Raw genomic sequence first — 14,292 nt, 5'->3', positions numbered from 1 at the left:
TACCTTGATTTTAGGGTGTTGAGTTATGAAAAAACAAATTTATGGAAGCGTCAGGGCTGCTTATCCCGCATTCAGAAAAGATTCTAAAAAGCTAATAGTATTTTGGCAACAAGCACGTGACAAAGTTGCATTTTGATTAGGTTGTTTTCCCTATATAACAGAGAATAAAATAAAGATAAGAACACAAACCAAAAAATGAAAGGGGTTAACAACATGTCAAAACAAAATAGCGGCATACGTGCAAAGGTACAAAAGTTTGGCAGCAACCTCAGCGGAATGGTTATGCCAAATATCGGCGCATTTATTGCGTGGGGACTTATTACTGCATTATTTATTCCGGATGGCTGGATTCCAAATGAAAATATGGCATCATTAGTGGATCCAATGATCAAATATTTATTACCATTATTGATTGGTTTCACAGGCGGTCGTATGGTCTATGATATCCGGGGAGGAGTTGTCGGTGCTACTGCGACAATGGGGGTTATTGTCGGAGCTGACCAGCCGATGTTCCTTGGAGCAATGATAATGGGACCGCTGGCCGGTTACCTGATGAAAAAAGTTGATGATTTATTCCAGGCGAAAATTCGTCAGGGCTTTGAAATGTTATATAATAATTTCTCAGCAGGGATTTTAGCCGCTATTCTTGCTATGATAGCTGTAGCAGGAATTGGACCATTAGTATCTGGCTTGACAAATGCTTTAGCAAAAGGCGTGGAAGCTATTGTTAACGCAGGTTTATTGCCATTAACCAGTATCATTTTAGAACCTGCCAAGACACTGTTTTTAAATAATGCCATTAACCATGGTATACTGACACCGCTTGGTACAGAACAATCATTAGAAACAGGAAAATCTATTCTGTTCCTTCTTGAAGCAAACCCTGGTCCAGGGCTGGGAATTTTACTTGCTTTTGCTTTCTTTGGAAAAGGCGTATCAAAAGCATCTGCACCAGGAGCAGCAATTATTCAATTCTTAGGCGGTATTCATGAAATTTATTTCCCTTATATCTTAATGAAGCCTACGTTGATTGTTGCAGCCATTTTCGGTGGTATGTCAGGGATATTTACACTTCAATTATTTGATGCAGGATTGAGAGCTGCTGCTTCACCAGGTAGTATTTTCGCAGTTATAGCAATGACGCCAGGTAATCTTAATAGCTATATAGGAGTAATTTTAAGTGTCCTGATAGCAGCTGCAGTTTCCTTTGCTATTGCGTCCTTTATTCTAAAGACCTCCAAAGGCGGGGAAGAGGACCTTTCTGCTTCCACTGAAAAAATGGAAGCTATGAAAGGGAAGAAGAGCAGTGTCAGCAGTTCATTGACAGGGGATAAAGAAGCTGATAATGGAGAAACTCCTGTTAAGGAAGCAGCGGAAGTGAACAAAATTATCTTTGCATGTGATGCCGGAATGGGCTCCAGTGCAATGGGAGCTTCCCTGTTAAAGAATAAATTCAAGAAGAGCGGTATCGACATTGATGTAACGAATAAAGCAATTAATGAAATTCCGGAAGACGCTGACATTATTATTACACAAAAAACACTGACAGATCGCGCAAAGGCAAAACGTCCGGATGCAGAGCATATTTCTGTAGATAATTTCTTAAACAGCCCGCGTTATGATGAACTGGTTGAACGATTAAAAGACTAATACATCCAGAGCAGTTATAATATAATAATAGCCTTCTCTTTTTGATATCCTAAAAGAGAGGGCTATTGGCAGAAGGGAGGTGAATGGGGATGTATCTAACTAGTCGTGAACGGAATATCCTCACCTTTTTATTAGCATCTGAAGAAGAAAAAACAGTAAAGCAAGTAGCTGATAAACTGAACGTCAGTACCAGAACCATTCACCGTGAACTAAAAAGACTGGAAGATGTATTAGCAGCGTATCAGCTGACATTTCATAAGAAATCAGGTTCAGGTGTAACGATTAATGGGGATGTGCAAAAGAAGCAGCAGTTAAGAGATAAGGTTGCACAAATGGATGGGGTAGAATTATCCGAAGAGGAAAGACAATCCATTTTGTTAAATACATTAATACAGGTACATGAACCAATTAAATTATTTACTCTGTCCAGTGAATTAAATGTCACTATTGCAACCATTTCACAGGATTTGGATGACATGGAAGAGCGTATGAAAGCCTTTGACCTGAAGCTTGTCCGTAAAAAAGGATATGGCGTAGAGGTTCAGGGCAGTGAGGTGAAAAAACGGGCGATATTGAGTAATTTAATCTCCCGCCATATAGATTTATTTGAATTTGTAGAGAAAATAAAAACAAAAACAAAAGAAGAAAAAGCAAAGGGAGAAACAATTTCTGATCGTTTATTAGGGCTTGTTGATCCGAAGAAATTAGAAATAATAGAGGAACAGGTCCAGGAAATTGGCAAGGAGCTTCCTTATCATCTGGCTGATAGTGCTTATGTCGGGCTTGTTGTTCATTTAGCGCTTGCTATTGAAAGACTGCAAAAAGGTGATACCATCCATTTTGACGAAGTGTATAAACAGGAGATTCAGGGTAAACAGGAGTATCAGATTGCAGCTAAACTGATTGATAGGCTTAGTGAATCATTTTCAATAGATATCCCAGAGGATGAGATTGGCTATATTACGATGCATTTAATGGGAGCAAAGCTCAGAGAGAATCAATCCTATCTGCTGGAAGAGACAAGTATAGATCTGGCACATCGGGCAAAAGAGCTTATTCGTAAAGCAGGAGAACAGCTGCATATCGATTTATCAGGGAATAACCGATTTTTAAATGATTTAACAACACATTTAAAACCGGCTGTTTACCGTATCAAGCAGCAAATGAATATTCATAATCCGATGCTGGATGAGATTAAGCGGGATTATCTGGAGCTGTTTGAAGTAATTGAAGAGTGTGTCACATCTGTTTTTCCAGATTTAAAGATTCCAGAGGAAGAGATTGCATATATTGTATTGCATTTTGCGGCTACTATGCTGCAGACGGAGCGGCATAAGAATGTTCGTGTGCTTGTTATCTGTTCAACAGGAATTGGCACATCAAAAATGCTGGCTTCCAAATTGGAGCGTAAATTTCCAGAAATAGAGATAGCGAAGCATCAATCTATTTTTGATTTGAATCAGGCAGAGCTTTTAGAATATGATGTCATTGTCTCAACCGTTCTTTTGGAAAATCTGGGTCAGAGCTATGTGCATATTTCACCGATGCTGACAGATAACGAAGCAGCAAAAGTAAAAACAGCTCTAAGAAAAGCTGCTTTAACAGGACGGCCGAAACCATCTGTTAAAACGAATAAGATTATGGAGGGGGATTTTCTAGTTAACCTCCAGGAAATGCATCGTTATTCAGATGTGATTTTACGGGTCTTAAATCAATTTAAATTATTTCATTTGAAGGATAATAACACAGCCTTTTTAGAATTAATTTGTAATCAATTACAGCATTACGGTATCATTGAGAATGAAGATGTGCTGCATGGAAAACTTATCAGGCGGGAAGCACAAGGCGGGCTTGGTATTCCAAATTCACAGCTTGCTTTGTTCCATACAAGATCAAATACAGTCAATGGTCCGGGCTTCTTTATTTTTCAATTGCCAAAAGAAATAGAGCTTTTAGGAATGGACGGGGTGAATATGAAAGTATCACGTATTTTAATGATGCTTGCCCCAACGTCCACGCACAAAGAGGCATTAGATATTTTAAGCTATCTCAGCGGATTAATCGTCCAGGATGATCATTATGTACAGCTGCTCCAGGAAGCAGAAGAAAAAGAAATCAGTCAATTTTTAACAAATCAGTTTCAACTATTTATTCAGGAAAAATTTTATCATGAGGAAAAACGTTCATAAAATGCTGATTAAGACATCAATAGAAAAAAGATACTGTATAAGTTGAATTATTGAATCTATTTTTTGTATCTAACAAAATTAACTATTTCCGGAACGAGTGCAAGAAAGCAAAATTTTTATTTCAATTTATATATAGATACTACATCCAAGTTTTACAAAGGAGTGCATATCCATGGCAAAAGAAATTTTAAGCACAGAGAATATTGAATTAGGTGTACAAGTCTCATCTAAGGAGGAAGCAGTTCGCTATGCCGGCAGTATTTTATTAAATAATGGCTATGTGAAAGAAAATTATATTGATAAAATGCTGGAGCGTGAAGAAATTGCAACAACCTTTATGGGGAATTCTCTAGCAATTCCGCATGGTACAGAGGATGCGAAAAAAGAGGTTTTAGCAACAGGACTCTCCGTTGTAACTGTTCCAGACGGTGTTGATTTTGGCGATGGAAACATTGTGAAGCTTTTGATCGGTATTGCTGGAAAAGGAGATGAGCATTTAGAAATCCTCTCGCAAATTGCTATTATTTGCTCGGAGGAAGAGAATGTTGAGAAATTGATACAAGCATCCTCCAAGGAGGAAATCATTTCACTCCTAAATGAGGTGAATGAATAATGAAGGCAGTTCATTTTGGGGCCGGGAATATCGGCAGAGGCTTTATTGGACTTTTACTGGACCAGTCAGGGTATGAGGTTACCTTTGTAGATGTTAATGATGAGGTAATCACAGCAATTAATCAGGATAAATCATATCAGGTTCATTTTGCTGATGACACAAGTGAATCCAGCACTGTCCGGCATATATCTGGCATAAATAGCATGAAAGACCCTAAAGCTGTAACGAACGCAATTATAGAAGCTGACATTGTAACAACAGCAGTTGGACCGAACATCCTGCCAATTATCGCCAAAGCTGTTGCGAAAGGGCTTGGCGAAAGAATAGATATTCACCGGAAGCCGCTAGCGGTTATTGCCTGTGAAAATATGATTGGCGGGAGTACTTTATTAAAGAAATATGTCTATCAGGAGATTGAGGAAATGGACAGGGAAGGCTTCGATGATTTATTTAGTTTCCCGGATGCTGCTGTCGATAGAATTGTGCCAAATCAAACGAATGAGAATTTATTAGACGTTACGGTAGAACCCTATTATGAATGGGTTGTAGAAAAAGCATTTATTCAAGGTGAATTGCCTGAAATTAAAGGGATTACCTATGTGGATGAACTTGGGCCATATATTGAACGGAAGCTATTCACTGTAAATACCGGGCATGCAGCAACAGCATATTTAGGAAGTTATCTTGGGCATACCACCATTTTTGAAGCTTTACAGGATAAAACCATTCTTGATATGTTAAACGGAGCATTACAGGAGTCAGGCCAGGCTTTAATAGAAGCATATGGGTTCGATGTGAAAACACATGAAGCTTATATCCAAAAAATCATCAGCAGATTCCAAAACCCGCATATTTCTGATGAGGTAAATCGGGTTGCCAGAGGGCCGCTTCGTAAGCTTGGTCCAAAAGACCGCTTTGTAAGACCGGCAAGTATGTATTTGGAATTTACTTCTGACGCTCCAAAATATCTGTCTAAAGCAATGGCGGCAGCTTTACTATTTCATAATCAGGCAGATGAAGAAGCTGTACAGCTGCAGAAAATGATTGAGGAAAAAGGGGTGAAGACAGCTTTCACTGAGGTGAGCGGGTTAGAGCAAGATCATCCTATTACGCAGGCTGTTATTTCAGAATATGAAAAAATGAATTGAGTATATAAAAAATAGTTCTAAAAATGTAGGGGTGAGCTAGATGCTCGCCTCTATTTTTCGTGCTAAGGTTGCTAATGATTCCACCATATATTTTAGAGCTTATAAAAAAAGAAGCACCAGCTTTAATGCGGATACTCCAATTTGTATATTAACTAACATTTTAATTAAAAAAGCTTAAGGTAAGTGCTTTTTTAACTTTTTGTCCCATCCTGTAAACACCATAATAGCTGTTATTGGCAAACCTGATAGTAAAACGAAGGGAAGCGATGTATTATCATTAGGCCCGGCAATTAGGTAAATAAGCAACATTATTATTACTAAACCAATGTAACTTTTTAAAAATGAAAATAACAAATCTTTTTTCATCAGTGATACCTCCAAGCTTATTTTACGATGCTTTTACTTGCCTTGAACAGGATATGTGATAGTTCTGGTAATTCGTTCATATTTTTATTTTACCTGAATGTCTTTTATTTCACCAGACCCAGTTTTTTCAAACCATTAAAAATACCTGAATCTGTGACAGGCGTTGTTTGAAAATCTGCGTATTCAACTAGTCTTGGATCTGCATTTCCCATGGCAATACCAGTGCCGACAAATTTGAGCATTTCCCTGTCATTCATCCCGTCTCCAAAAGCAACTGCTTCAGAAGGTGAGATATCCAGATGGTTCAGCATTTGTGCAATAGCTACTCCTTTATTGACAGAGGTGCGCAGCACATCATAAGACTCACTGGCATGCTCTACATTTACTTTGGTCAGATGAAAATCATCTGTAACTTCAAAGTCTTTTACCTGATCCTTTGAAACATTAATTGCGGAGGCAGAGATAATTTTATCAGCAACCTCTGAAGTAAATAGTTTATTTTGATACAGCTGGAAGACTCTATTAAAACTCTCAACATGTGGACTAGTTAATGAAGTAAAGTAATTATTTTCTGTCGTGTAGAGAACAAGCTCGCTTTCACTCTGGCCGGCAACAGATACCATTTTTTCCACATCTTCCTTATTCATTGGTGCGTTAAAAATAACATCTCCCTGGTAAAGGGCATAGGCACCGTTATAGGTAACAGAGGATGTGATTCCAAAATCAACGGTTAAATTTTGAATATCAACGAATGGTCTGCCTGTACATAAAAAAACTTCCATCCCTGCTTCTTTTACTTGCTGAATTGCTTCCAGGGTGGACGGTGCATAGGTATGGTCCGGCTGCAAAATAGTTCCATCAATATCTAAAAATAGTGCTCGATAGGTCATTGTAATCTCCTTTTCAACTTAAAACTATGATTATTTTATCATATTGTTAAAGGAATGCCTAGTAGGCAGCCGTCAGTACGAATAAAAATGAGATGCCGATTTTTATCAGCATCTCACCATATTCATTATTACAGCTTTTGATCATCAATATTATCAAGCCAATCTTCAATGAAGGAAACAGCTGCTTCTACTGTTCCTTCTTCAAATGGAGATTTCAGATTAGCAGATTGAACAAGCTCTAAAAATGGCTTTGAACCACCTAATTTACATAGGTCGATATAGTCCTGCCAAGCTTTCCCACGATTTTCCTGTGATTTCTTCAGGAATTGAAATGCACAAACCTGTGCGAGCGTGTAGTCAATATAATAGAATGGATCCTCATAGATATGTCCCTGCTTTTGCCAGAAGGCTCCCGATTCTAAGCTTTCAATGCCATCATAATCCCGATGCGGCAGATATTTCTTTTCTAGATTACGCCAAGCCTGATTACGTTCTTCTGGTGTCCAGTCAGGATTTTCGTAAACCAGATGCTGAAACTCATCTACAGCAACACCGTATGGCAGAAATTGAATAGCATCAGATATATGTGTATATTTATACTTTTCTACTTTCTCTTTAAAGAAATTTTCCATCCACGGATACGCAAAGAATTCCATGCTCATGGAGTGAATTTCTGCAGATTCACTTGTTGGGAAGTAATACTCCGGTACAGAAAAATTGCGGCTGGAATAAACCTGAAAGGCATGCCCTGCCTCATGAGTCAACACATCAATATCTCCGGATGTTCCATTGAAATTAGAGAAAATAAATGGAGATTGATAGTCTTCAATATAGGTGCAATAGCCGCCGCTTTCTTTTCCTTTTTTTGCTTCTAAATCAAGCAGCTCACGATCCAGCATATACTGGAAGAATTCGCTTGTTTCCTCCGATAATTCATCATACATTTTCTTTCCATTTTCAATAATCCATTCTGGTGTGCCTTTTGGAGTAGCATTGCCAGAGGAAAAAGCAAAGGACTCATCATAGAATTTCAGAGAGTCTACACCAATTCGCTTCGCCTGTTTTTCATAAAGCTTTGTTGCAATTGGTACAATGACCTCTTCTACCTGCTTGCGGAAGCGCTCAACCATTTCAGCATTATAATCAATACGCTGCATGCGGAGGTAGCCAACCTCGACAAAATTTTTATAGCCCAGCTTCTCAGCTATTTGCTGGCGTGTTTTTACTAAATTATCATAGATGGAATCCAGCTTTTCTTTATTCTCAGCGAAGAAGCTTTGACGGGCCTCCAGCGCTTCTTTACGAGTTTCACGGTCTGGATCCTCTGAAAAAGGTCCAAGCTGTGCAAGTGTGTACGATTCCCCTCTGAAGTTAATGTCAGCAGATGCAATCAATTTTGAGTAATCAGATGTCAGCTTATTTTCTGCCTGCAGCAAAGGAATGATTTCTTTTGAGAAAGCCTTTATTTGGCATTCCGCCAGGTCGAATAATTGTGAACCATACTTGTCCCGGAGCTGCGGTTCAAAAGAAGACTTCAGGAGCTCTTTATAAAAAGCTGTATCTAATTCCTGAATTTCCGGTAAATGTTCATCAAAAAAATCTCTTTCGTTGTGATAAAATTCATTGCGTGTATCAATGGAAGCACGAATAAACCCAAGATTATACATAGTTGAGAGATGATTTCTAATAGCATTAAGTTCATCAATAGCATCAATCGCTGCATCGAGAGAAGCGGCATTTTGGAACTGCTCCAGCCTTTGATAAAAACCCTCTTTTACTTTCGGAATATTCGGTCGTTCATAAGTATAATTTGCGAACGTTTGCATTTGTACTCCTCCTTCTATTTATATTGAAGAAATAAAACATATCTTTTTAATTATACCTCTATTTGGAAAAAATGTATGCTTTTTTTAGATGGAAAAGAGATAGACTGATGGAACAGATTAAAATATATACTCAGTCAGAAAATAAGATAGCAGAGTTGTTTGCTTTATAAATATTGTTGAGCAAATTCTATCTCAAACAGTCCGCTTTCTTCTATAAAGTTATTAAGAATTTCAACATGCGCACTTCCGACGATAAATAAAATACGGTCATCTGCAGAGGTCGCCAAACTTTCCAAATTTGAAAATAAAATCAGGTTTCTTTGATACCACCATATCAGCCATTCCATTCCAATATAATCTGTTAATTGCTTGATTCTAGCAATATGAAGATTAGATCGGTGCAGCTCTTTTACAAATTCTTTATTATTTACGTGTTGATACATTTCTAAAATAGTTTCGTATTTCGTCTGCCGATTATTTTCTTCGTCTTCGATATAGCCGAATATATCTTTAAATAATACCGGCTGATTTTCTTTTGTCCAATGATAGACTTCATCTATTGATTTCGTAGCGGCACCTTTTTCCATCCAGTCAATGCAGTAAACTGCTTTATGCTGCATTTCTTTGGCAATTCGAAATCCGAGCTGATAAATTTCATTTAATTTCAGGTTAAAGAAGCCGGAAAGATAATTTTGATAGTTTTTATTGATAATCTCTTCATTCTTTTTCTCTACTTCTAAAGCCAGTTTGGTCGGTTTGAAAGCAGCTATTTGCTTAACCACTTCCTTCATTTCCGCTTGTCTGTGGTCAGAAAGGAGGTTATCCGTTTTTGTTTTTACTAAATCGGAGGTTCTCCCATATGAAAGGTTCCTAATATTAAAATGGTCGGTTTCTTTGTATTCATTTTATCACCTGCTTCATTAGTTAATTGAAAAACCCTTAGAAAATCTTGCATTTACAAACTAGAATGTTTCTGATTCATTAATCGAAATTTTGGGACATTTCAGCATCTCACAACTTGGATATTTTTTAGCTATAGAGACTTTAGGCTGCCTATTACTTGTATATTCTACTTCCATTGTTTCACATTACGCAAAGAAATGATATGAACGATTATTAAAAAAATATAAAATAACTTTATGGAGTGGAAAGTATATTTTTTTATACACAGTAAAGTCTGCGATGAGCTTTCATTGTCACCATGAAGGATTGACAGATGAAGAAAAATTCGGTAAAGTTGATTTATCAATGAAAAGCGAGTGATCAGTATGCGGCGAGGTATTTCTTTATAAGTAAACTAAAAAAACATGGATTTTAATGTTTATTTGGTGTGCTTTTATAGAAATACTCTTGAACTCTCTAATGAAGGACTGATCAAAGACTTCTATGGTATGACAAGAGTGTTTTTTTGGCAAAACCATAGAAGTCTTTTTTTTATGAAAAAAATTATTAATGTTGGAATTGTCGCCCATGTTGACGCTGGGAAGACATCTTTAACGGAATCAATATATAGTCTGGCACATCCGGATTATCAAAAAGGAAGTATTAAAAAGGAAAATATGCTGACCGACGCATTAGATATAGAAAAAGAGCGCGGGATTACCATTAAGACTAATTCTATTTCTGTAGATTGGCAAGGTACAAAAATTAATATCTTAGATATGCCGGGGCATATTGAATTTTTTGGAGAAGTCATTCGTTCTTTATCCGTTGTTGATATTGCTATTCTTTTGGTATCGGGTAATGATGTATTACAGCCTCAAACAAGACGAATATTTGATGTATTGACTGAAGCCGGTATTCCAACAGTTATATTTGTGAATAAAGTAGATTTATTAACAGCGAATTCTAAAAAAATAATAAAAGAGATGTCTGAAAAGCTTTCTGATCAGCTGGTAGAAATGGACAAAATGGAAGAAACAGAAACGAAAGAAAGAATCATTGAGAACAGTGAATCTTTGTTGGCGCAATATCTTGCTGATCAGAAAATAAAAACGGGTAAGATAGCAGAAACGTTAAGGTATCAATTTCTTGAGCGCAGCAAATATCCCGTTTTTAAAGGATCTGCCATTAACGATTTGGGGGTAAGAGAGTTACTCGACTTTCTCGGTGAGACATCTGCTGTGATGGATGAAACAAGTGATGTACAGTCTGCTACTGTCTATAAAATAGAATTTGTTAAGGGGCGGAAACAAACTTATCTGAATTTACTTTCTGGAGAGCTGTGCCGGGGAGAGTATGTAAAAATAAACGCAGAGACGAAATTAAAAATTAGTAACTTATTGTGTTTAAAGGACAACCAATTTGTGGAGGCACCAAAGGTAAATAGCGGAGACATTTTTATGCTGCCCGATGTAGAGGACCTTGAAATTGGAGATTTTATAAATACCTTGGAAGAAAAGACGATTCCAATTCAGCTGCCGACTTTAAAAACAACTTTTCATATTGAAGAGCACGAGCGTTTTATTTTATTAAACCAGTTAAGTAACCTTTGTTTAGAAGATCCGTTATTAAATTTGCAAATTGAATCAACAACAAATGAAATCAGTATGATGACCTATGGCAAGGTTCAACAAGAATTCATTGAAGATACCTTAAGACAAATATATCCATTTAAAACATTGTCTCTATCCTTACCACAAGTATTATATAAGGAAAAAGTGAAAAAAATGGGGAGGGCACGAATAGAAATAGAGGAGCCCATTAATTCATATTGGGCGGAAATCATGCTGAAAGTGGAGGAAAATGAAGGCTTAGGTGTACGGTATAAAAGTTTAGTAACTACAGGTTATCTAAAACAAGCTTTTCAGCGGGCAATTGAACAAGGAATTAACCAGGGAATAAAGAAAGGATTATATGGCCGGGCTTTAATCGATATAGATATTACATTGGAAGATGCTTTATTCTACAGCCCTGTAAGCACACCATCTGATTTCCGGAAATTAGCTCCTTATGTTCTCTATAAAGCTTTACTGGAGGTTGGCACCACTATAATGGAACCTAATATTTCTTTTGAATTGTTTATTCCAACAATATTTTTGGGAAAAGCGGTTAGTGAAATAGGACGGGAAGATGCCGAAATTCAAGACATTAAAGAATTAAAAGATGAATCCGTTATTAAAGGGGAAATGAATCAGTCCAACTTTTTAAAATTAGAAAGCCATATAGATGAATTATTTAGTGGAAAAGGATATTTAAGATATCAAGTAAGCGGATATCGGGCAACGATGGAAAAATCCGTATATCAACAGGATGAAGTGGATCAAATGAAAGCACTGCTGTTAAAAGAGCATAAAAAATTGTAAGCAGCAAATGCACAGTAGTAAGATGCTTTAATAGAAAAGAAGTACTTCGTAAACATGGGTACTTCTTTTTTACTCATATGGAAAATAAAAAGTTTACGCTTTAATAACGTACGGCTGTAGTGTATATTGACTTTCCTAAAGTTCAATTGTAAACTGAAAGTAGTGTAATTAAATAATGGCGGGGTGAAGAAATGGTAGAAACAGTCATCACATTCGGAGCTATTTTAACAGCGATTACAGCACTTATCAGTATTTTTCTAGTTAAAATGACTTCTAAAGAATCCCATGCTGGCTACTATCCAAACGTATTCTTGGCATTGGTGGGAATTTTATTGATTCTTGTAGCATCAATCGCACCGAAAGTCGATTTTGCAGGAGCAGGATTTGGTGGAATTGGAATCGCTTGTATATTTGCAGGTGCAATCGGATTAATTATTTCAGCAGTTATGGACTCTTACAAAAATGTAGAAGCATAAAAAAAGCAATGTCTGTGGAGAAATGCAGACATTGCTTTTTTTATGATAATACCAATCTATTTTAATTGGGCGAGAGGATTCCCAACCTCAAGGAATGTGCAGGGTGAAACCCAATGAGTAGGTGGGAAGTGAATCGTTTATTATGTTTACGAACTTAAGTTCGTATGGTGTAATTTTGTTGAAAGACGCTCATTGAAAACTGAACATAGCAGGTTGTGGCGAGAATCGTTGCTTTGCCATGTAAAATGTTCAAGCCAAACATGTAAGCCAAGGTACACAAACGTGTGAAACTCATATAGGCTGAAAAGTAGTCCCAAAGGCAGGGCCAATGGGATAGCGGGGTTGGGTGTTTTTAGCACACCGACGTGTCAACTCCACTGGCGGTTAATCGTCATCTTGAAAGTCGACACCCCAGAAACCCTCACTTCAAATTTCAATAGAAATTAAGTGGCGGGAGTATTCATTTTAACAATTTGTTCATTTTCCTGTTTTATTTGTCCCTGCTTTAATAAAGTTCCTACAGCGCGTTTGAAGGCGGATTTACTGATTTGAAAGGTTGCCCAGATTTCTTCGGGGTCACTTTTATCATGAAAAGGGATAACGCCGTTGTTTGCTTCCAGATGCTTTAAAATGACATCGGCATCATCGGATAAGCTATCCTGCTTTAATGGGCGCAGTGTCACATTAATGGAACCATCTTCTTTTACAGCAATCACTCTTCCTTCAACCACCTGCCCGACACGGGGCTCTTCTTTTCTCTCAGTACGATGGATAAAACCGCGATAGCCTTCACTCGTGATTAAGGCTGCACCTTCTTTATTTGTATAATAAATCGTGCCGATCACGGTTTGCTGATTCAGCTGTTCAGGCGCTTCAAAGACATTCGAAGCAATAATATTTTCAGAAGCAGGAACTCCTAATAAACGGTCTTTTTTATCCAGCTGCAAGGTAATATACAGGCGATCGCCGGAGCGTGGCCAGCTCTCTTGGAATAAAGGAAGGGAATCTTTGGAGACAAGGATATCCTTTGAGGTGCCAATGTTGACGAAAACACCCAAACGGGGGACAACACCTACAACCTCCGCCCAATCATATAATCCAAGCGTAACGGATGGTAAATATGTAGTGGCATTTACTTGTCCTTTTTTATTTAAATAGAGGAAAACATCCACAGACTGTTCCACTTCTAAAGCTGACTCTGTTTCATTATGATGCAGGAGAACTTCTTCTCCGTAGGCAGATAAAACATATCCAGTATCTATTTTTCGTAACACAGTCATTGCGATGATTGAACCAATTGGTAAATCTGTCGGCATATAAATACTCCTTTCAGTACATTTGTAATTTAGAAAAGGGATACTCTCTTAAAAGAGTACCCCTTTATGATTAAAGTAACACGTGATATCAAAATTAAATTTAATATGAGTTTAAAAAGTTTCGGCTAATGTCCCTCTTTAAACATAATATTTAATTGAGAATATATAAATTCTCTTCTAATTTATTAGCTTATTTTAAATTGATCAGCCAGATATGCTGACCATCTGATCCGTATAACGCTTACGGAATTGTCCGCGGTAAAATTCTAAAATAATCTTTTCTAACTTAAGCAATGCAGCCCCAAACCTTCTGCTGCATCCTTGCGGCCCCTTAGCCGCGCCAGTGTGAATAAGCATTTTCAAAAAGCATTGCAGAATGCCAAATCACAGCTGTTACTTATTAACTTTCTTATTATGTACGTTTTTGGCCGGTTTGTCAACTTTTTGTATTAAAAATGGTTTTTTAGGCAATTGAATGACAAAATACGGTTGACCGGATATGGTAGACTTGAA

At 37.3% G+C, this 14,292-nt stretch carries 12 protein-coding genes; 6 read left to right on the top strand and 6 right to left on the bottom strand.

All coding sequences use genetic code 11. The annotated features are described in order from the left end of the window. Positions 1 to 213: 213 nt before the first annotated feature. The 4 genes from IEX29_RS00780 (at position 214) to IEX29_RS00765 (ending at position 5,600) form a co-directional block, all read left to right on the top strand. A complete protein-coding gene (locus IEX29_RS00780; protein WP_188732620.1) occupies positions 214 to 1,650 on the top strand; it encodes a PTS mannitol transporter subunit IIBC in 1,437 nt (478 codons plus the stop codon). An 89-nt stretch (positions 1,651 to 1,739) separates the two neighbouring features. Further along, complete coding sequence (locus IEX29_RS00775) at positions 1,740 to 3,839, top strand: BglG family transcription antiterminator (RefSeq protein WP_188732619.1); 2,100 nt, start codon at positions 1,740 to 1,742, stop codon at positions 3,837 to 3,839. 172 nt (positions 3,840 to 4,011) lie between these two features. Next, entirely contained in the window at positions 4,012 to 4,452 is a 441-nt protein-coding gene (locus tag IEX29_RS00770; RefSeq protein ID WP_188732618.1) for a PTS mannitol transporter subunit IIA, read from the top strand. Beyond that, on the top strand, positions 4,452 to 5,600 hold the full coding sequence (locus tag IEX29_RS00765; protein WP_188732617.1) for a mannitol-1-phosphate 5-dehydrogenase: 1,149 nt from the start codon (positions 4,452 to 4,454) through the stop codon (positions 5,598 to 5,600). The genes IEX29_RS00770 and IEX29_RS00765 overlap by 1 nt, the downstream gene beginning before the upstream one ends. Positions 5,601 to 5,774: 174 nt before the next feature. Here the strand turns inward: IEX29_RS00765 and IEX29_RS00760 are convergent, their stop codons facing one another. From IEX29_RS00760 to IEX29_RS00745, 4 genes are all read right to left on the bottom strand, one after another. Next, entirely contained in the window at positions 5,775 to 5,966 is a 192-nt protein-coding gene (locus IEX29_RS00760; protein WP_188732616.1) for a hypothetical protein, read from the bottom strand. A gap of 104 nt (positions 5,967 to 6,070) precedes the next feature. After that, positions 6,071 to 6,856, bottom strand: coding sequence for a Cof-type HAD-IIB family hydrolase (locus IEX29_RS00755; protein WP_188732615.1), 786 nt, complete (start codon positions 6,854 to 6,856; stop codon positions 6,071 to 6,073). A gap of 128 nt (positions 6,857 to 6,984) precedes the next feature. After that, on the bottom strand, positions 6,985 to 8,682 hold the full coding sequence (locus IEX29_RS00750; RefSeq protein ID WP_188732614.1) for a M3 family oligoendopeptidase: 1,698 nt from the start codon (positions 8,680 to 8,682) through the stop codon (positions 6,985 to 6,987). 164 nt (positions 8,683 to 8,846) lie between these two features. Continuing rightward, positions 8,847 to 9,473: a DUF5694 domain-containing protein gene (locus IEX29_RS00745; protein WP_229720034.1), complete on the bottom strand. Its 627-nt coding sequence runs from the start codon at positions 9,471 to 9,473 to the stop codon at positions 8,847 to 8,849. Positions 9,474 to 10,118: 645 nt separating this feature from the next. Between IEX29_RS00745 and IEX29_RS00740 the strand changes: the two genes are divergently transcribed. Beyond that, the gene (locus IEX29_RS00740) at positions 10,119 to 11,987 is read left to right on the top strand and encodes a GTP-binding protein (protein WP_188732612.1); all 1,869 of its coding nucleotides are present in this window, start codon (positions 10,119 to 10,121) and stop codon (positions 11,985 to 11,987) included. A 191-nt stretch (positions 11,988 to 12,178) separates the two neighbouring features. Beyond that, positions 12,179 to 12,463, top strand: coding sequence for a hypothetical protein (locus IEX29_RS00735; RefSeq protein ID WP_188732611.1), 285 nt, complete (start codon positions 12,179 to 12,181; stop codon positions 12,461 to 12,463). A 443-nt stretch (positions 12,464 to 12,906) separates the two neighbouring features. On the opposite strand, the gene IEX29_RS00730 is transcribed toward IEX29_RS00735, so the two are convergent. After that, positions 12,907 to 13,779: a CvfB family protein gene (locus IEX29_RS00730; RefSeq protein ID WP_188732610.1), complete on the bottom strand. Its 873-nt coding sequence runs from the start codon at positions 13,777 to 13,779 to the stop codon at positions 12,907 to 12,909. A 204-nt stretch (positions 13,780 to 13,983) separates the two neighbouring features. Then, positions 13,984 to 14,142, bottom strand: a complete 159-nt coding sequence (locus tag IEX29_RS26480; RefSeq protein ID WP_229720033.1) for a hypothetical protein — start codon at positions 14,140 to 14,142, stop codon at positions 13,984 to 13,986. Between the last annotated feature and the right edge of the window lie 150 nt (positions 14,143 to 14,292).

It is taken from the genome of Oceanobacillus neutriphilus, from assembly GCF_014645515.1.
In the GTDB taxonomy this organism is placed as follows: domain Bacteria; phylum Bacillota; class Bacilli; order Bacillales; family Amphibacillaceae; genus Oceanobacillus; species Oceanobacillus neutriphilus.
Note: the sequence above shows the minus strand (reverse complement) of the source record. Positions and strands in the feature narration are given on the sequence as shown.